This is a genomic window from Ornithinibacter aureus (assembly GCF_009858245.1).
Taxonomy (GTDB): Bacteria; Actinomycetota; Actinomycetes; order Actinomycetales; family Dermatophilaceae; genus Fodinibacter; species Fodinibacter aureus.
Map to the genome: position 1 here is coordinate 2,211,164 of NZ_VMSB01000001.1, position 16,550 is coordinate 2,227,713.

Sequence of the window (16,550 nt, forward strand, 5' to 3'; positions counted from 1 at the left end):
AGTCCGGGTCAGCGGTCGGCGGCGGCGCGACGCAGCTCGTAGAGGCGGGCTGCGTACACGAGGTCATCGGCCCAGAGCTGGGTCGCGGAGGCCCGCATGCCCACCTTGACCAGGCTCGCGAGCCCGCGGGCGACCCGGAAGCCGAACCGCTCGGACGTCGCGACGACCGCCTCGGTCATGACCGTGCGCGCCGGGTGCACCCCGGGGGCGGTCAGCGGCGTGGCGTGGGTCTCGACGACGCTGCCGACGCCCTCGCCGTCGGTGATCGTCATGATGATCGTGTGCGAGTCGGGGCAGGTGAACTCCGCCCGCACCGGCACCGCGAAGGTGCGGCCGAGGCGGTAGGCGACGTCGAGCACGAGCTTGTCCGGGGTCGACTCGCCCTCGTCGACGGAGAGGTCGCTGAAGGCGTAGGGGTGCAGCCAGGCGCCGTGCCACGGGTCGAGGCGGTTGGCGATGATGTCGCGCGGTTCGCAGGTGACCGCCAACGAGATGACCGAGGCGATGGAGTCGTCGAGCGGAGGGCGGGTCGCGAGCACCGGTGTGTCCGTGGGCTGCACGCCCGGCTCGACCTGGCCGAGGCGCACCCACACGAGCACCCCGTCGTCGTAGGAGGCGTACGTCGCCCACGCCGGGCGGGTCGTGCGGCCGAGCGGCATCCCGTGCCACTTGCAGAGCACGGTGCCGCTGACGACGTCGCAGTCCTCGAGGCGGGCGCCGAGGTGCGGGCAGGCACCCGGCCCCGCGAGCACCGAGCCGTCGGTGTCGCGCCACAGCACGACCTCGCGGCCGGCGATGGTGCGCATCAGCGTGCGGTCGGCCGGCACGTCACTCGACGCGGCGGCGATGAGCCAGCCGTGGGTGGGGCGGCGCATCGCCGCGGCGAGCGACTCGTCGATCTTCGCCGGCTTGGCATCACGCCAGGTACCGCGCAGGTGGTCGGGCGTCGTCTGGGGGAGGTAGCGCACCGGCACGCGGTGACGCACCTCCTCGCGGAAGGACCGGTCGGTACCCAGCAGGCTCACCCCACAACGCTAACCCGCGCGGGGGTGCGGCGACCAGATTCCCCCGCGAGCGGCATCCCGACCTGTCCAACCCCGCGTCCCGACATCGACCAATAGGTCACTTGGGGTACGCCCGCCGCACCATCCCGCGTCCCCACATCGACCAATAGGTCACTCGGGGGACACTGGAGTGGTGGATCTCAGCGCACTCACCGCCATGGCGTCGGGCAGCCTGCGGCTCTCGGCGACCGGCGACCTGGCCCCCGAGGCCGTGTGGGAGCGCTACACCCAGCCCGCGTGGTGGCCGATCTGGGCGCCGCACCTGCGCGAGGTGGACTATCCGGATGCCGTGGTGCGGCCGGGCACGACCGGCCGGGTCACCGGGGTGGGCGGGTTGGTCGCCGTGTTCCGCGTGGATTCCGTCGACCACGACGCGCGCCGATGGACGTGGAGCGTGCGCACCGGCCCCCTGCGGCTGAGCTTCGATCACGGGGTCGACGCGTCCGAGCCGGGCAGCTGCCACCCGGGCGGCAGCACCGCCTGGCTCGTGACCCGCGCCCCGTGGCCGGTCGCGGTCGGCTACGCGCCGGTGGCCCGGATCGCGCTCGGCCGGTTGGTCACCCCCGGCTGATCGGGGTGGGCTCGACGGCGACGAGGATGCCGGCGCGCGCGGCCCGGCGCAGGCCCACGAGGGTGCCGACCTTGTCGGTGAGGTCGGACAGGCGCGCCGGGAAGCCGTACTTGGCGACGACCGAGCGCCGCACGTGGCCGATCCCGGCCGAGTTACGCACGACCCTGGCGGTGCCCGCGTAGGTGGGGGTGCCCTCGGCGACCCGTCCGCGCATGTCGCACGCCCGTAGCTCGACCCGCTTGGTGTGGGCCAGCCGCTTGGTCTTGCCGGTGTTGTCGACCGAGATGACGGCGAACAGGGTGGGGTCGTCCACCGACGGCGCGAACCAGACCGGTGTCGGCACCCCCTCGCCAGTTCGACGGAAGGTCGTCAGCTGCACGAACTTGGCCTTCGCGAGCGGGTGGTCAGCGGCACGCAGAGGCGGGCGAGCGGCATCCGGTGTGTCCATGTCGACCACCCTAGGCGCGCGCGTGCTCGGGGGCGCGGCGCACGTACAACTGCTTGCGCACCCGGGCCACCACCGCCCCGTCGGTGCCCACGACGTCGACGGCGAACCAGCGCAGCACCTTCTCCCCGGCATCCGCCGCGGCCTTCACCTGCGCGACCTCCTGCGGGTCGAGGCGGAACTCGGCGGTCACCGCCGACCGCCCGGGAGCGGCGAACTCGATCTCCCCCGCCTTGTCCCACACGACGTAGCCCGGGCCGAGGTTGCGCAGCATCATGATCATCCAGAACGGATCGGTCATGGCGAACAGCGAGCCACCGAACGCGGTGCCCACGTAGTTGGTCGTCAGGCGGGTGCGTCGCAGCCGCACCCGCACGAGACGGAAGTCCTCGGAGATCTCGTCGATGTGAATCCCGGTGAACAGGAACGGTGGCCACAGGTTCATGCCTCGACGCAGACCGGATGCCGAGTCGATGGCCGCCTTCACCCTGCCCACCCGTTGCGCCGCCCGGCCGGTGGGGGTGGTCTGGGCGTCGCCTCTGGTGGTCGTCATCGGGCCAGCCTACGAAGGGCGGGGCGACGAGACCGGCACGTGGTTGTGGTGAACCCGCCGGTAGCCGGTAGGGTTGTCACCAGTTGTTGAGCTTTCCGTTGTGAAGTAGTGGCAGAACGTCCCGCCGGGACAGAGCACTTTCTGAGCAGAGGTACTACAGGCATCACCAACGCGGAGTCCCCCGACAAGCGGGTGGTGCTCCTCTCTCAGAAAGTAGGCCTTCCTATGGCTACTGGCACCGTGAAGTGGTTCAACGCCGACAAGGGCTTCGGCTTCATCGCCCCCGACGACGGCTCCGCCGACGTCTTCGCCCACTACTCGGCGATCAACAGCAGCGGCTACCGCTCGCTCGACGAGAACGCCAAGGTCGAGTACGAGACCCAGCAGGGCGCGAAGGGCCCCCAGGCCGCGAACATCACCGTCATCGGCTGACGTTCCACCTGTTGCCCCTCGGGGCACCTCACACGACCGTCGTCCGGGCAACCGGGCGGCGGTCGTGTCATGTCCAGCGGCCAGCCTCGCGGCCAGAACTCTCTCGCCCGGCGCGCCACCCTCGCGGCCGGAACTTTCTCGCCCGGCGGCCACCCTCGCGGCCGGAACTTTCTCGCCCGATGCCAGAAGGTTCAGGATCACACCACGTCATTGCTGGTGCGAAGGTGAAGGTCCTGGCACCGGGCGAGAAAGTTGTGGCGGGGGCAGGGCCGGGGATGCCGCACTACCCTTCGGGCATGACCGTGCGTCTCGACCTCAACGCCGACCTCGGGGAATCCTTCGGCACCTGGGTGGTCGGTGACGACGAGGCGATGCTCGACGTCGTGACCAGTGCCAACATCGCGTGCGGCTTCCACGCAGGCGACGCGACGACGATCCGCCGCACCGTGGCCATGGCTGCCGAGCGCGGGGTGGTCATCGGGGCCCAGGTCTCCTACCGCGACCTCGCCGGCTTCGGGCGCCGCCGCATGGACATGGACCCCCACGACCTCACGGCCGACGTGCTCTACCAGCTCGGTGCGCTCGAGGCGATGTGCCGGGTGGCGGGCACCCGCGTCGCCTACGTCAAGCCCCACGGCGCCCTGTACACCACCGCCGCCGTCGACGAACCCCAGGCACGCGCGATCGTGGATGCCGTGGCCGCCTACGACCGCACCCTCCCCCTTCTCGGGTTGCCGGGATCGGTGCTGCTGCGCATCGCCGAGGCCGAGGGGCTGGCCGTCGTGGGCGAGGCCTTCGCCGATCGCGGGTACGCCTCGACCGGCCACCTGGTGCCGCGTTCGCACCCCGAGGGCCTGCACACCGACCCGGAGGCCGTCGCCGAGCGGGTCGTCCGCCTCGCCGTCGAGGGCACCGTCGTCTCCGTCGAGGGCGAGGTCGTCGCCGTGGATGCTCGGTCGGTCTGCACCCACGGCGACACCCCGGATGCCGTCGCGCTGGCCCGCGCCGTGCGCTCGGCTCTCGAAGGGGCCGGGGTGGAGATCGGCCCCTTCGTCGACGCCGCGCCATGAGCACCGGGCCGACGATCCTGCCGGCCGGGCCGGACGCCCTGCTGCTCGAGGTCGCCGGCCTCGACGAGGTGCTGGCCCTGGACGCCGCGCTCCGAGCCGCCGTTGACGGTGGTGCCGCGTCCTGGGCGTCGGTCACCGATGTCGTGCCCGCAGCCCGGACCGTCCTGCTCGTCACCCGCCCCGGTACCGACCTCGCGGCCCTCGCCGCCGCCATCCGCGCCCTGCCCACCCCCCGGCATCCCGACTTTGTGCGAGTTGCGTGCGGCTCCACCCCGGAAAAGGGGCCCACCAGCGCACCGAAGTCGCACGAAGTCGGAGATGGTGGGGTCGAGATCCTCGTGCGCTACGACGGCGCGGACCTCGAGCAGGTCGCGGCCTTGACCGGCCTCACCCCCGCCGAGGTCGTGCGCGCCCACACGAGCACCCTGTGGCGGGTGGCCTTCGGTGGCTTCGTCCCGGGGTTCGGCTACCTCGTCGGCGGCGATCCGCGCCTGCAGGTGCCCCGCCGCGAGTCCCCGCGCACCCAGGTTCCCGCCGGGTCGGTCGCCCTGGCCGGGGAGTTCACCGGTGTCTACCCACGGGCATCCCCGGGCGGGTGGCAGCTCATCGGTACGACGGATGCTGTTCTCTGGGACCCCGATCGCAACCCCCCGGCCGTGCTCACCCCCGGCAGCCGGGTGCGCTTCGTCGACATCGAGGCCCCCCGATGAGGCCGGCACCCGTGGGGCCGTCACCCCCGAGCCCTGCACTCGAGGTGCTCGCCACGGGCCCGCTCGTGCTCATCGAGGACCAGGGCCGACCCGGCCACGCCAGCGTCGGGGTCGGTCACTCCGGTGCCGCCGATCGCTCGGCCCACCGACTGGGCGCCCGCCTCGTCGGCAACGACGAACACCTCGCGTCCCTCGAGGTGCTGCTCGGCGGCCTGCGCGTGCGGGCCCGTGGCCGCCTCACCGTCGCGGTGACCGGCGCCTCGGCCCCGGCCCGCGTCGACGACCGCCCGATCGGTCACGCCAGCGTCGTCGACCTCGCCGACGGTGCGGTGCTCAGCCTGGGGATGCCGTCCGTGGGCGTGCGCACCTACCTCACGGTGCGTGGTGGCATCGACGTCGCTCCGGTGCTCGGCTCGCGCTCGACGGACACGTTGTCCGGTGTCGGCCCGCCTCCGGTGCGCGTCGGTGACGTGCTGCCCGTGGGCCCGGCGGGAACCACCTTCCCCCACGTCGACCACGCCGCCCACCCGAGCCATGCGCTGCCGTGGGCTTCGGGCACCGGCGGGGTGGCCGAGCTCGAGGTGCTGCCCGGGCCACGGTCGGCGTGGGTCGGCGGGTGGGGGTCCTCGCTCGGTGGCCTGCTCGGCACGACGTGGCACGTCGACGGCGACAGTGACCGGATCGGGCTGCGCCTGCGCGGGTCCCGCGTCGAACGTGCTGCCACTCACCGCGACGTCGAGCTGCCCAGCGAAGGGCTGGTGCGTGGCGCGGTGCAGATCCCCGCCGGCGGGACGCCGGTGCTCTTCATCGCCGACCACCCCGCGACCGGCGGCTATCCCGTGGTCGCGGTGCTCACGGCATCCGCGATCGACCGTGCCGCCCAGCTGCGCCCCGGTGACCACGTTCGGCTGCGCCCTTCGCGCCAACTTACGCTACCGTAGGTTACGGACACGAAACCTGCGACGACGCAGACCCGGAACGACCGAAGGTGAGCCACCCATGGTCTCGACCCTGACCGACACCACCGAGCTGCCGATTGCCGACGCGGCCGTCGCGACAGGTCCGCAGCGACGCCACCCGGCGATCATCCAGGGCGGGATGGGGGTCGCGGTCTCGGGGTGGCGGCTGGCACGGGCCGTCTCGCGCGCCGGTCAGCTCGGGGTCATCTCGGGGACGGCGATGGATGCCGTGATCGCCCGCCGCCTCCAGGACGGCGACCCGGGTGGGCACTACCGGCGAGCCCTCGAGCACTTCCCCAGCCCGGCGATGGCGCAGCGGGTGCTCGACAAGTACTTCATCGAGGGCGGCCGTGCGGAGGATGCCTCGTACAAGCCGCTGCCGAAGCTGACGATCGACACCTCGGTCGCCGCCCAGGAGCTGGCGCTCGTCGGCAACTTCGCCGAGGTGTGGCTCGCGAAGGAGGGTCACGACGGCGTCGTCGGCACGAACTGCCTCGAGAAGATCCAGATGGCCAACCCGACGGCCATCCTCGGGGCCATGCTCGCCGGCGTCGACTACGTCCTCATGGGCGCGGGCATCCCCCGCGAGATCCCCCAGCTCATCCGGGCACTCGCCGCGGGGCAGGTCGGCCGCATCCCCGTCGACGTCTCGGGCGGCACCGAGCACCACTACGTCGAGGCCGACCCCGTCGCGCTGCTCGGCGACGACCTGCCCCCGCTCACCCGCCCGAACTTCCTCGCGATCATCTCGCTGGACCAGCTGGCGTCGTACCTGCACCGCGACCCCGAGATCCGCCCCGACGGCTTCATCGTCGAGCGCCCACCGGCGGGCGGCCACTCCGCACCGCCGCGCGGGAAGATGCAGCTCGACGAGCACGGCGCGCCCATCTACGGGGCTCGCGACGAGGCCGACCTCACCAAGATGGCCGCGATCGGCCTGCCGTTCTGGATGGCCGGTGCCTACGGCACGTCCGAGCGGGTGGCCGCCGCGGTGGCCGCCGGGGCCCAGGGCGTGCAGGTCGGCACCGTCTTCGCCCTGTCGTCGGACTCGGGGCTGACCGACGAGGCCCGGGCCCTGCTGCTGGGGCGGCTGCGAGAGGGTGAGCTGGTCGTGCGCAACGACCCGCGGGCCAGCCCGACCGGGTTCCCCTTCAAGGTGATCTCCGTCGACGGCACCGTCAGCCAGCAGGAGGTCTACGACGCGCGTCCGCGGCTGTGCGACCTGTCGTACCTGCGCCAGGCCTACCAGCGCGAGGACGGCAGCATCGGCTACCGCTGCGCCGCAGAGCCGGTGCACATGTTCGTCAAGAAGGGCGGGTCGGTCGAGGACACCGTCGGGCGAAAGTGCCTGTGCAACGGCCTCGTCGCGACGATCGGCATGGCGCAGCACCGCAAGGACGGGTACGTCGAGGACCGGATCATGACCCTGGGCGAGGACCTCGACGGTCCGCGCGACCTGATCGCACGGCATCCGCAGGGGTGGAGCGCCACCCAGGCGCTCGCCTACCTCCAGGAGGGCCTGCCCAGCAGCAGCTGAACGACATGAGGGCGACGACGCCCTTGCCGAGGTTCTTGCCCTCGCCGTTCGGCACGCGGTTGCGGTCGACGTTTCCGGCGGAGTCCACCGAGGACCAGCTCATCGTGGTGCCGGCGGGGACTTGGAGCAGTTCGCCACCCTCACGGATGCTGGCCGAGTCGTACATCGGTGACGAGTAGGTCGGTTGCCCGTGGACTCACAGTGGCGCGTCATGTTCTTGCGCTGGCTGGCGAAGTCGTAGAACGAATGGCCACCATCGGGGGACCGACGGCACGATCCAGATGTCGAGGTTGTTCACCAGTTGCTTGGTCGGGCCGTGCGTCGCGTAGTTGCGCAGCAACCGCTCGGCCGTCTCGATCGTGACCAGCGGCGGCACCCACTCGCGGGCGTGCTCCTGGGCGTACGCCAGGACACCGGTCTTGGACCCGTCACAGCCCTTGCCGATGCGGATGGCGTAGACCGGGTGCGGGTCGCGGGAGACGGATGCCGGTGCCGCCAGGTTGTCGGACAGCATCGTGCGCGCCTGCGCGGCGACCACACCGGTGCCGGGCTGCCCCGGTAGATGTAGGCGTCGACGATGGCGCTCGACGCCGGGCTCGCGTCGATCGCAGCCGCCACCTGGGCGGCGGTGCTCGTCAGGGCACCGGCCGAGTCAGTGGCCAGGCTCACCGTGATGTCGTTGCCGGCCACGGTCACCGATAGCGGGCTGTCGGCCGTGCCCGGGTTGGCGAAGGTGACGGCGATGGAGTTGCCGCCCTCGTGACCCCACGCCTTGGAGTCGATGCCGACGCGGTTCGCGGTGGCACTTCCGAACAGGGCCTGTGCATTGCGCCGGTAACCGTTGGTCTTGTGCGGCAGCTCGACGATCTCGGAGATGCCGGGGTACTGGGCCGACAACGCCTTGATGCGGTCGTAGAGCTCGGTCGGCGTCAGGTCGCTGGTGATGAACCCCTACGTCGGGGGCGGTCGACCCCTCCTCGTAGGCGGCTGCGGCGAACGCCTCGTTGGCGGCGACTGCCTCCGCCCTCGTCGCGTCACGCTCGGCGACCCGCGCCTCGGAGTCGGACTCGTCGAACCGGGTGGTGCCGACCGCGAAGCCCTTGGCCTTCAGCGCGGCCTGCTCGCTCGGGGTGACGACCGCGTGCACGACGATGCGGTCCTCCTTGCGCTCGACGTGGTGGTCGAGGTCGACGCCGGTGGCGACGAGGTCGTCGAGCTGGGCGGTGCCGCTGACCGAGATCTCGACGACGGCACTGGCTTCATCCGCCGTGCGCTCGATGGTCAGGGGGTCCTGGGCGATGGTGCGCGCCGGCTGCGAACTCGCCGGGGCCGCGAGCGCCAGGCCCACCACCCCCACGACTCCGACAGTCAGGGCACGAGCAGTTCGCCGTGCGGAAGGTGGGATGGAACGTGGATCGGCCATGCCGGGGCCTGCCCGAAACCGCGCGGGCGGATGCTATGAGGCGGCCCCCAGGACGATGATCTTTCCGCGCGTGGCGCCCGCAGCGACATGGTCCACGGCAGCCGCCGCCTGCTCCAGGGGGAAGGCCCGTTCGACGACGGGGCGCAGGGCCCCCCGATCGATGACGTCGTTCAGGGCGAGCAGGTCTGCGGCGTTCTCCGACGAGACGAACATGACGAGGTTCTGCCTGACGAACGGTGAGAGCAGCGCCGCACCGACGGACCGCTCGAGCCCGCCGAGCCAGCGTCCGCCACCCTCGCTGCCGACGATCACGAGCGTTCCCCGCTCGGTGAGCAGGCTGCGCAACTCGGCGACCGACCGGTGCCCGCCGATGTCGAGGATCGCGTCGAACTGCTCTTCGAGGTCGCGCAGCGAGGTGGTGGTGTGGTCGATGACCCGTGCGGCGCCGAGCGAGCGCACGAGCTCGGCCTTGGCCGGCCCGCTGACACCGGTGACGGTGGCGCCGAGGTCGACGGCGAGCTGGACGGCGAACGTGCCCACCCCTCCCGAGGCGCCGACGACGAGCACCCGATCACCGCGGCCGACGCCGGCCTTGCGCAGCGCCTGGAGGGCGGTGAGACCCGAGACGGGGACGGCCGCGGCCTCCTCCACGGTGATGGACGACGGGCAGGGTGCGAGGCGGGTGAGCGGCAGCACCGCGAGCTCGGCGAACGACCCGCGGGCGGTGCCGTACACGGCATCCCCGATGGCGTGCTCGGTGACGCCGTCGCCCAGCGCGATGATCGTGCCGGCCACGTCGCGCCCGGGGATCCTGTCCTTCGGGCGGCGCAGACCCAGGCCGAGCCGAGCCAGCAGGGGCAGGCCGGTCATGACGTGCCACGTGCCGCGGTCGACGCCGGCCGCCGCGACCCGGATGAGCACCTCGCCGGGGCCGGGGGTCGGGTCGGGCACCTCGGTGAGGGCCAGCTGGTCGCTGGTGCCGTACTGGTCCTGCACGATGGCTCGCATGACATTCCTTACGCCGTAAGTCTGAGGGGGTGCGGGACACGGTAGCCTTACGCCGTAAGATGGCGCAAGTTGCTCACCTGTCCACACCCTCGACCCAGCGCCTCACCGCCCGACCGTCCCCACATCGACCAATAGGTCACCGCAGGTACACCCCTCGACCAGGAGATCGGTTGCCGTCCGCCCATCCCGAGAATCCGCGCACCCGCAGCGCGCTCAGCCGTGAGCGCGTCATCGCGCAGGCTGTCGCCCTCGCGGACGAGAAGGGCCTGGCCGCCCTCTCGATGCGTGCCCTGGCCGGTCGCCTCGGCGTCGAGGCCATGTCGCTGTACCACCACGTCGCGGGCAAGGAGGCGCTCCTCGACGCCATGCTCGACGTCGTGTTCGCCGAGATGCACCTGCCGGTGATCGGCGGCGACTGGCGAGCCGAGCTGCGCGCCCGCTCGGTCTCGGGCCGCACGGTCCTGCTGCGTCACCGGTGGGCGGTCGGGATGATGGATTCGCCGCGCAACCCGGGGCAGGAGAGCATCCGCCACCACGACGCCGTCCTGGGCTGCCTTGCTGCCGGGGGGTTCTCGCTCGAGGCCGCCGGCACGGCCTCCGCCCTGCTCGACTCCCATCTCTACGGCTTCATGGCGCAGGAGGTGAGCCTGCCGTTCACCACCGTCGACGAACTCGCCGAGATCGGGGCCACCCTCATCGGGCCCGAGGTGCAGGCCGCCTTCCCGCACTTCACCCGCTACGCGCAGGAGCGCGCCATCCAGCCGGGTTACGCGTTCGGCAACGAGTTCGAGCCCAGCCTCGACCTCGTGCTCGGGGCACTCGAGGTCCTGCGCGCGAACCCGGACGCGGCAGCCACGGCGGCCGCGGCTGCCGCGACGTCGGCCTCCACGCCGGTCGCCACCCCAGTCGGCCCCGACCCGATCGAGGTCACCGTGCCGGTCCTCGGGGTGGACGCCTGCCCGTTCGGCTGGGTCGGTGCCCTCCTCGTGCCCGGCGCGCCCCGACCCAGGGTCATCCTGGGGGAGACCATCGGTCAGCTCGTGGAGATGGTGCGAGCTGACGTCGACATCCTCGTCGTGGGCATCGACATCCCCATCGGGCTCCCCGACAGCACGCCTCGCCAGGCCGACGCCCTGGCCCGCACGGAACTGACCGGACGGGCGAGCACGGTCTTCACCACGCTCACCAGGTCGGCCTACCTCGCCGACACGCGCGTCGAGGCGGATGCCGTGAACCGTCGCCTCAGCGGTCAGGGCGTCGGGGCCCAGGCCTTCGGGCTGAAGGCGAAGATCCTCGAGGTCGACGCGTGGCTGCGCATCCGACCGACCATCGAGGTCATCGAGGTGCACCCCGAGGTGTCGTTCGCCGCGATGGCCAGGGCGCCGCTGCCGCCCAAGCGCTCCGAGGAGGGCCGGGCACAGCGGTTGGCGACGCTCGCGGCATCCGGCATCGCGAGACCGTCGGTGCTCAAGGGCTCCGGGTACGCCCCCGACGACGTGCTGGACGCGTGCGCCGTGGCGTGGAGCGCGCACCGGCGGGCCACCGGCGACGCGCGCAGGTTGCCGGACCCGCCCGAGGTGTTCTCGGACGGCATCCGCGCCGCCATCCACGTCTGAAGGCCTCACCCACGGTCCCGACATCGACCAATAGGTCACTCGGGGTACGCGACACCACACACACCACCGACCCCAGAGTGACCTATTGGTCGATCTGGGTAGGCCCGGTCCACGCCCGCTCGACGCCGCAGTGGCACAGTGGTGCCCATGACCGCACGGGTTGCCCACACGACCGTCGACTGCCGCGACGCCTTCGCGCTCTCCCAGTGGTGGAAGGGGGTCCTCGACTACGTCGACGTCGAGGGTGACCCGAACCTTCCCGGCCACGAGGAGTGCATGATCGTCAGCCCGGACGGCGCGCACCGCCTGCTGTTCATCGAGGTGCCCGAGGACAAGACCGTGAAGAACCGGCTGCACCTGGACCTCGAACCGGTCGAGGGCTCCCGCGACGACGAGCTCGCCCGCCTGCTCTCGCACGGCGCCGTCGAGGTCGCCGACCACCGCGGGCAGTACGGCCCCGGCACCGGCTGGGTGGTGCTCGCCGACCCGGAGGGCAACGAGTTCTGCATCCTGCGCACCCTCGCCGAGCGTGAGGGCGCCGCCGGGGCCGACGGGCTCGTCGAGGGCTCCTGACCCGAGCCGGGTGCTGCCCCTCGAGGGTCAGTCGGCCACGAGCACGACGTGCAGGGTCCGATGCACGGAGACATCACCGCAACTTCATGTCGACACCCTGCCACCGACGTGGGCCCGTTCGCCGCTCGACAGGCGGACGCATACTGAAGGCCCGCTCGTGAGCTGAACCGAGGAAACCCCATGCGTTGGACCCCTGACCAGATGCCCGACCTCACCGGCCGTCGCGCCGTCGTGACCGGTGCGAACTCCGGCATCGGTCTGGTCGAGGCCCGTGAGCTGGCCCGGCACGGCGCCGACGTCGTGCTCGCCGTGCGCAGCACGGATGCCGGTGAGGCCGCCGCTGAGCGCATTCGGGCCACCGGCGCCGCAGGCCGGGTCAGCGTGGAGCGCCTCGACCTGGCGTCGCAGGAATCGGTGCGGGAGTTCGCCGCTCGTCTCGAGGGGCCGCTCGACCTGCTCGTCAACAACGCCGGGGTGACGGTGCGGTTGCCGAGGGCAACCCGGCATCCGGCTATGACCCGCAGACGTCCTACGGCCGCTCGAAGCTGGCCAACCTGCTGTTCGCCCTCGAGCTCCAGCGGCGGGCGACGGCATCCGGCTCGTCCCTGACGTCGACGGCGGCGCACCCGGGCGTCTCGGGGACGAACCTGTTCGGCAGCCGGGACGGGATGGGCTCGATCCCTGTCATCGGCACCGTCGGAAGCTGGGCCGTCAAGCTGGCGTTCCCCTCGCCTGAGCGGGGGGCCGAGGCGGTCCTGTATGCCGCGACCGTCGCCGAACCGGGTTCGTACTCCGGCCCGACCGGCATCGGCGAGACCCGTGGTGCGGTCGGCACGGCGAAGCAGAGCCAGTGGGCGCAGGACCCGGAGCTGGCGGCCGTGCTCTGGGAGCGCAGCGAAGAGCTGACGGGCGTTCACTACACGTTCTGAGCCGCCCTGCCCGGCGGCACGGCGCCGGGCAGGTTGGACGGAGCGGTCCGAGCAGCCGGCGCCATCTGGGAAACTTGGCCCATGTCACTGCGCCGCACCGCCATCAGCAGGATGAAGAACGGCCACGTCGACGTCCTCGTCGTCGGTGCCGGCATCAACGGGGCGGTATCCGCGGCGGCCCTGGCCGGTCGCGGCGCCACGGTGGCCCTGATCGACCGGGCCGACTTCGGCGGATTCACCAGCCAGGAGTCGAGCAACCTCGTGTGGGGTGGCTTCAAGTACCTCGAGAACTACGAGCTGCCCCTGGTGTTCGGGTTGTGCAAGTCGCGCAACCGGCTGATGAAGGCCTACCCGGACAACGTCAAGGAGATCTCCTTCCTGGCCACCCTGGGCAACACGGCCCCCTTCAAGCCGTGGTTCGCCGCCCTCGGCGCAACCGCCTACTGGGGCATCGGCCAGTTCGGCACGAAGCCGCCGAAGCTCTACAGCGCCGAGAAGCTCGAGGCCGTCGAGCCGGTCATCGACACCACCAGCGCCCGCGGCGCCGTGCAGTACCAGGACTGCTACCTCGTCGACAACGACTCCCGGTTCGTCTTCTCCTTCGTCCGCTCGGCCATCGAGGCAGGCGCGGCCGTCGCCAACTACGTCGAGCTGGTGAGCGCCCGGCGCGAGGGCGACCGCTGGGTCTGCCAGTTGCGCGACACCGACTCGGGCGAGGAGTTCACGACGACCGCGCGGGTCGTCGTCAACGCGGCCGGCCCGTTCGTCGACGAGCTCAACACGGCCTGGGGGCTCACGACGGATCACCGCATCGTGTACTCCAAGGGCATCCACCTCATCGTCCCCCGCCTCACGACCACGCGGCACAACCGGGTGCTCGCGTTCTTCGACGACACCCAGCGGCTCTTCTACATCATCCCCATGGGCCGGCGTTCGGTGATCGGCACGACCGACACCCGCGTCGACGACCCCCACACCCAGGTCACCGACGAGGACCGCGACTTCCTCCTCGCCCAGATCAACGCGCGCCTCGACCTCCCCGAGCCGCTGACCCACGACGACATCATCGCCGAGCGCTCCGGCGTGCGCCCGCTCGTGGTTCGTCGCGGCGGCAGCGACCAGACCAACGTCGACTGGACGTCACTGTCGCGCAAGCACGAGATCGAGCGCGACGACGCCCGCGGCGTCGTGACCATCTTCGGCGGCAAGCTCACCGACTGCCTCAACGTCGGTGAGGAGGTCGCCGAGCACGTCGAGAGCCTCGGCATCCCCCTCGAGAAGGACCTGCGCAACTGGTACGGCGAACCGGCCGCCGCGACCCGCAAGGAGTTCTACCGGCAGGCGCGGCTCATGCGCCTGGACTCGCTGCGTACCAAGCCCGACACCGAGCCGCTCACCGACCGGCTCTGGCGCCGCTACGGCCGCCGTGCCTTCGACCTGCTCGAGATGATCCGTGCCGACCCGACGATGGGTGAGGACGTCATGGGCTCCGCCGACTACCTGCGCGCCGAGCTCCACACGGCGGCCGAGCACGAGATGGTCGTGACCCTCGACGACTTCATGCGTCGCCGCAGCAAGATCGACCTCGTCGTGCGCGACCGCGACATCCTCGGCTCCCCCGGGCTCGCCGAGGTCGCTGGCATTCTCTTCGGGGATGCCGCGGACGCTCGCCTCGCCGACTACGTCGCCTCCAAGACCGCTCACGCCTGACCTGCCTGCCCTCGTAGGCTGACCGACCATGACGACGACCTCCTCGGCCCACACCCCGTCCGGGTCACCGCAGGAGTCGCCGTGGCCGATCTCCGGTGCGGCGCGCAGGGCCTTCGCGGCGAATGCCGCCATCGCCTGGCTCGGCGTCGTGCTCACCGTCATCCTCTCCGGGGTCGGTGCCTACACCTTCCAGGAGGTCGAGCCCGGTCTCTACGGCGAGCACCCCGACGGGCTCGCCGGGGTCGTCTCGCGACTCGGTGACACCGCGAGCTACTTCACCATCTGGTCCAACGTCGTCGTCGCCGTGACGATGACGCTGCTCGCCCGGCAACCGCTGCGGGCGACGCCGCTGCTGAGGGTGCTGCGCCTGGACAGCATCCTGATGATCACCATCACCGCCATCGTCTACGCGGTGCTGCTCGCGCCGAGCACCGAGGTCGTCGGCTGGTCCCGCCTCACCGACCCGGTCCTGCACCAGATCACCCCGGCGGTGACCGTCATCGTCTGGGTGGTGTTCGGCCCGCGGGGCTGGATCAACCGGCGCACGCTGCTCCCGGCACTGATCGTCCCCATCGTGTGGGTCGCATGGATCCTGCTGCGCGGCAGCGTGATCGACGCCTACCCCTACGACTTCGTCAACATCTCCGTCTACGGCGTCGGCCCGGTTGCGGCGACCATGGCCGTCATCCTGGCGTTCGGCCTCGTCGTCATGGCGATCTACTGGGGGGTCGACGTCGCCCTGCGCCGCTGGCTCGGCCAGCGCGCCGGGGCCACGCAGTTCAGCTGAGCAGCGCGGCCATCTTCTTCGCGATGAGGTCGGTGGCCCGGCGCGGTGACAGCCGCGATATCGAGTCGAGCATGCGCGCGTCCTTGCCGATGACGACCCGGAAACTGCCGGCGACGACCCCCTTGTCGATGATCTGGCGTGCCGCGTCGGATGCCGTGGTCAGGCTGCCCGCCGACGCCGCGGCATCCGCGCTTCAACCAGGGATGGCCGCACCAGAGTTCTCCGCGATGTGGGTGGCCACCCCACCGGAGAAGACGACCGACACCGCCACCGGGCTGCCCTTGAGCTCGGTGTACAGCGCCTCGGTGAGCAGCATGACGGCCGCCTTGCTCGCGCCGTAGACCGACTGGCCCGGGACCGGTGCCAGGGCACCCATGCTCGAGACGTTGACGACGGCGGCCTGCGGGCGGGACTCAGGTGCGGCAGGAACGCCTTGGTCGTGTGGACCACACCCCAGAAGTTCACGCCCATGACCTTCTCGATCTGGCCGTACTCCAGGTCGGCGGACGAAGGGCTGGATGATGCCGGCGACGTTGAGCAGGCCGTCGACCCGGCCGTGGGCGGCGATGACGGCGTCGGGCAGGGCCTCGACGACGGCCCGGTCGGTGATGTCGACGGTGTGGTCGGGAGGGTGCCCGCGGGGGGCAGCTCACCCTCGGCGCGACGCCGCCGCACGACGTCCGCGACGGTCGTCACCGCGGATGGCGTGACGGCCACTCCCATGAGCACCTTGGCACCGCGCCCGATGCCGGGCGTGACGGGGTCGAGCAGCTTCTTCGCGACGAAGGGAGCAATGAGGCTGCCGACCCCCATCGTCAGGCTCGCGATGGTGTCGGCCACCTCGTAGTCGCCGGCGCGCGGGGTGCCGGCCGGCGCCGGGTTGCGGCGCTGCCACAGGACCTCGGCGGCCATCGCACCGACGAAGGCCGGGATGGCCAGGGCGGTCAGATCAGGTCGACGCACCGGACCATTGCACCCGAGGAGCCGCCGCCGTGAGCAGCAGCAATGACCGCGCTGGGTCGGGCCCGCAGCACGGCGACGAACTCGCACAGGGAGTCGCTCGGCACGAAGAAGCGGGCGACCGCTCCGCCGACCTGAGCGCCGGGGGTAGGTACCTACTCCAGCACCCCTTGCGCCGCGCAAGGAATCCCTTCACCACCGCA

21 protein-coding genes are annotated in these 16,550 nt (G+C 71.6%); 15 read left to right on the forward strand and 6 right to left on the reverse strand.

The features are described 5' to 3' along the window. Nucleotides 1–8 precede the first annotated feature (8 nt). A complete protein-coding gene (locus C8E84_RS10535) occupies nt 9–1,025 on the reverse strand; it encodes a DUF5914 domain-containing protein (protein WP_211675481.1) in 1,017 nt (338 codons plus the stop codon). Between the two features lie 172 nt (nt 1,026–1,197). Here C8E84_RS10535 and C8E84_RS10540 point away from each other — a divergent pair, with 172 nt between their 5' ends. Next, nucleotides 1,198–1,635: an SRPBCC family protein gene (locus C8E84_RS10540; protein ID WP_211675483.1), complete on the forward strand. Its 438-nt coding sequence runs from the start codon at nt 1,198–1,200 to the stop codon at nt 1,633–1,635. On the opposite strand, the gene C8E84_RS10545 is transcribed toward C8E84_RS10540, so the two are convergent. Then, nucleotides 1,622–2,083, reverse strand: coding sequence for a PPOX class F420-dependent oxidoreductase (locus C8E84_RS10545; protein WP_159901959.1), 462 nt, complete (start codon nt 2,081–2,083; stop codon nt 1,622–1,624). The genes C8E84_RS10540 and C8E84_RS10545 overlap by 14 nt on opposite strands. A 10-nt stretch (nt 2,084–2,093) precedes the next feature. Beyond that, nucleotides 2,094–2,633, reverse strand: a complete 540-nt coding sequence (locus C8E84_RS10550) for a DUF4442 domain-containing protein (RefSeq protein ID WP_159901961.1) — start codon at nt 2,631–2,633, stop codon at nt 2,094–2,096. Between the two features lie 225 nt (nt 2,634–2,858). Between C8E84_RS10550 and C8E84_RS10555 the strand changes: the two genes are divergently transcribed. From C8E84_RS10555 to C8E84_RS10575, 5 genes are all read left to right on the forward strand, one after another. Continuing rightward, nucleotides 2,859–3,065, forward strand: a complete 207-nt coding sequence (locus C8E84_RS10555) for a cold-shock protein (protein ID WP_159901963.1) — start codon at nt 2,859–2,861, stop codon at nt 3,063–3,065. 296 nt (nt 3,066–3,361) lie between these two features. After that, nucleotides 3,362–4,135 (forward strand): LamB/YcsF family protein, encoded by a 774-nt coding sequence (locus C8E84_RS10560; protein ID WP_159901965.1) that lies wholly within the window; start codon nt 3,362–3,364, stop codon nt 4,133–4,135. Continuing rightward, a complete protein-coding gene (locus tag C8E84_RS10565) occupies nt 4,132–4,845 on the forward strand; it encodes a 5-oxoprolinase subunit B family protein (RefSeq protein WP_159901967.1) in 714 nt (237 codons plus the stop codon). Before C8E84_RS10560 ends, C8E84_RS10565 begins: the two co-directional genes overlap by 4 nt. Then, nucleotides 4,842–5,786 carry a 5-oxoprolinase subunit C family protein gene (locus tag C8E84_RS10570; protein WP_159901969.1) on the forward strand — a complete coding sequence of 315 codons (945 nt, stop codon included), beginning with the start codon at nt 4,842–4,844 and terminating at the stop codon, nt 5,784–5,786. Before C8E84_RS10565 ends, C8E84_RS10570 begins: the two co-directional genes overlap by 4 nt. Nucleotides 5,787–5,844: 58 nt before the next feature. Beyond that, nucleotides 5,845–7,341, forward strand: coding sequence for a nitronate monooxygenase (locus C8E84_RS10575; RefSeq protein WP_159901971.1), 1,497 nt, complete (start codon nt 5,845–5,847; stop codon nt 7,339–7,341). 196 nt (nt 7,342–7,537) lie between these two features. Here C8E84_RS10575 and C8E84_RS10580 read toward each other — a convergent pair whose 3' ends face one another. Further along, nucleotides 7,538–7,855: a M14 family zinc carboxypeptidase gene (locus C8E84_RS10580; RefSeq protein ID WP_159901973.1), complete on the reverse strand. Its 318-nt coding sequence runs from the start codon at nt 7,853–7,855 to the stop codon at nt 7,538–7,540. Between the two features lie 63 nt (nt 7,856–7,918). Here C8E84_RS10580 and C8E84_RS10585 point away from each other — a divergent pair, with 63 nt between their 5' ends. Both C8E84_RS10585 and C8E84_RS10590 read left to right on the forward strand, forming a co-directional pair. Continuing rightward, nucleotides 7,919–8,104, forward strand: a complete 186-nt coding sequence (locus tag C8E84_RS10585) for a hypothetical protein (protein WP_159901975.1) — start codon at nt 7,919–7,921, stop codon at nt 8,102–8,104. A gap of 414 nt (nt 8,105–8,518) precedes the next feature. Next, nucleotides 8,519–8,803 (forward strand): hypothetical protein, encoded by a 285-nt coding sequence (locus C8E84_RS10590; RefSeq protein ID WP_159901977.1) that lies wholly within the window; start codon nt 8,519–8,521, stop codon nt 8,801–8,803. On the opposite strand, the gene C8E84_RS10595 is transcribed toward C8E84_RS10590, so the two are convergent. Then, nucleotides 8,798–9,772, reverse strand: coding sequence for an NAD(P)-dependent alcohol dehydrogenase (locus C8E84_RS10595; RefSeq protein ID WP_159901979.1), 975 nt, complete (start codon nt 9,770–9,772; stop codon nt 8,798–8,800). The genes C8E84_RS10590 and C8E84_RS10595 overlap by 6 nt on opposite strands. Nucleotides 9,773–9,942: 170 nt before the next feature. Between C8E84_RS10595 and C8E84_RS10600 the strand changes: the two genes are divergently transcribed. The 6 genes from C8E84_RS10600 to C8E84_RS10620 all read left to right on the forward strand — a co-directional run bounded on the left by C8E84_RS10600 (nt 9,943) and on the right by C8E84_RS10620 (nt 15,387). Continuing rightward, nucleotides 9,943–11,388, forward strand: coding sequence for a DUF429 domain-containing protein (locus C8E84_RS10600; protein ID WP_246196890.1), 1,446 nt, complete (start codon nt 9,943–9,945; stop codon nt 11,386–11,388). Between the two features lie 147 nt (nt 11,389–11,535). Continuing rightward, nucleotides 11,536–11,961: a VOC family protein gene (locus C8E84_RS10605; RefSeq protein ID WP_159901983.1), complete on the forward strand. Its 426-nt coding sequence runs from the start codon at nt 11,536–11,538 to the stop codon at nt 11,959–11,961. Between the two features lie 180 nt (nt 11,962–12,141). Continuing rightward, nucleotides 12,142–12,570, forward strand: coding sequence for an SDR family NAD(P)-dependent oxidoreductase (locus C8E84_RS17825; RefSeq protein ID WP_211675485.1), 429 nt, complete (start codon nt 12,142–12,144; stop codon nt 12,568–12,570). A 59-nt stretch (nt 12,571–12,629) separates the two neighbouring features. Further along, the gene (locus tag C8E84_RS17830; protein WP_211675488.1) at nt 12,630–12,890 is read left to right on the forward strand and encodes an SDR family NAD(P)-dependent oxidoreductase; all 261 of its coding nucleotides are present in this window, start codon (nt 12,630–12,632) and stop codon (nt 12,888–12,890) included. A gap of 81 nt (nt 12,891–12,971) precedes the next feature. Then, entirely contained in the window at nt 12,972–14,600 is a 1,629-nt protein-coding gene (locus tag C8E84_RS10615) for a glycerol-3-phosphate dehydrogenase/oxidase (RefSeq protein WP_159901985.1), read from the forward strand. A gap of 28 nt (nt 14,601–14,628) precedes the next feature. Continuing rightward, the gene (locus tag C8E84_RS10620) at nt 14,629–15,387 is read left to right on the forward strand and encodes a Pr6Pr family membrane protein (protein WP_159901987.1); all 759 of its coding nucleotides are present in this window, start codon (nt 14,629–14,631) and stop codon (nt 15,385–15,387) included. Between the two features lie 193 nt (nt 15,388–15,580). Here C8E84_RS10620 and C8E84_RS18105 read toward each other — a convergent pair whose 3' ends face one another. Continuing rightward, entirely contained in the window at nt 15,581–15,970 is a 390-nt protein-coding gene (locus C8E84_RS18105) for an SDR family NAD(P)-dependent oxidoreductase (protein WP_343041816.1), read from the reverse strand. Here C8E84_RS18105 and C8E84_RS18110 point away from each other — a divergent pair. Next, entirely contained in the window at nt 15,857–16,234 is a 378-nt protein-coding gene (locus C8E84_RS18110; RefSeq protein ID WP_246196891.1) for a hypothetical protein, read from the forward strand. The genes C8E84_RS18105 and C8E84_RS18110 overlap by 114 nt on opposite strands. Nucleotides 16,235–16,550: the final 316 nt, after the last annotated feature.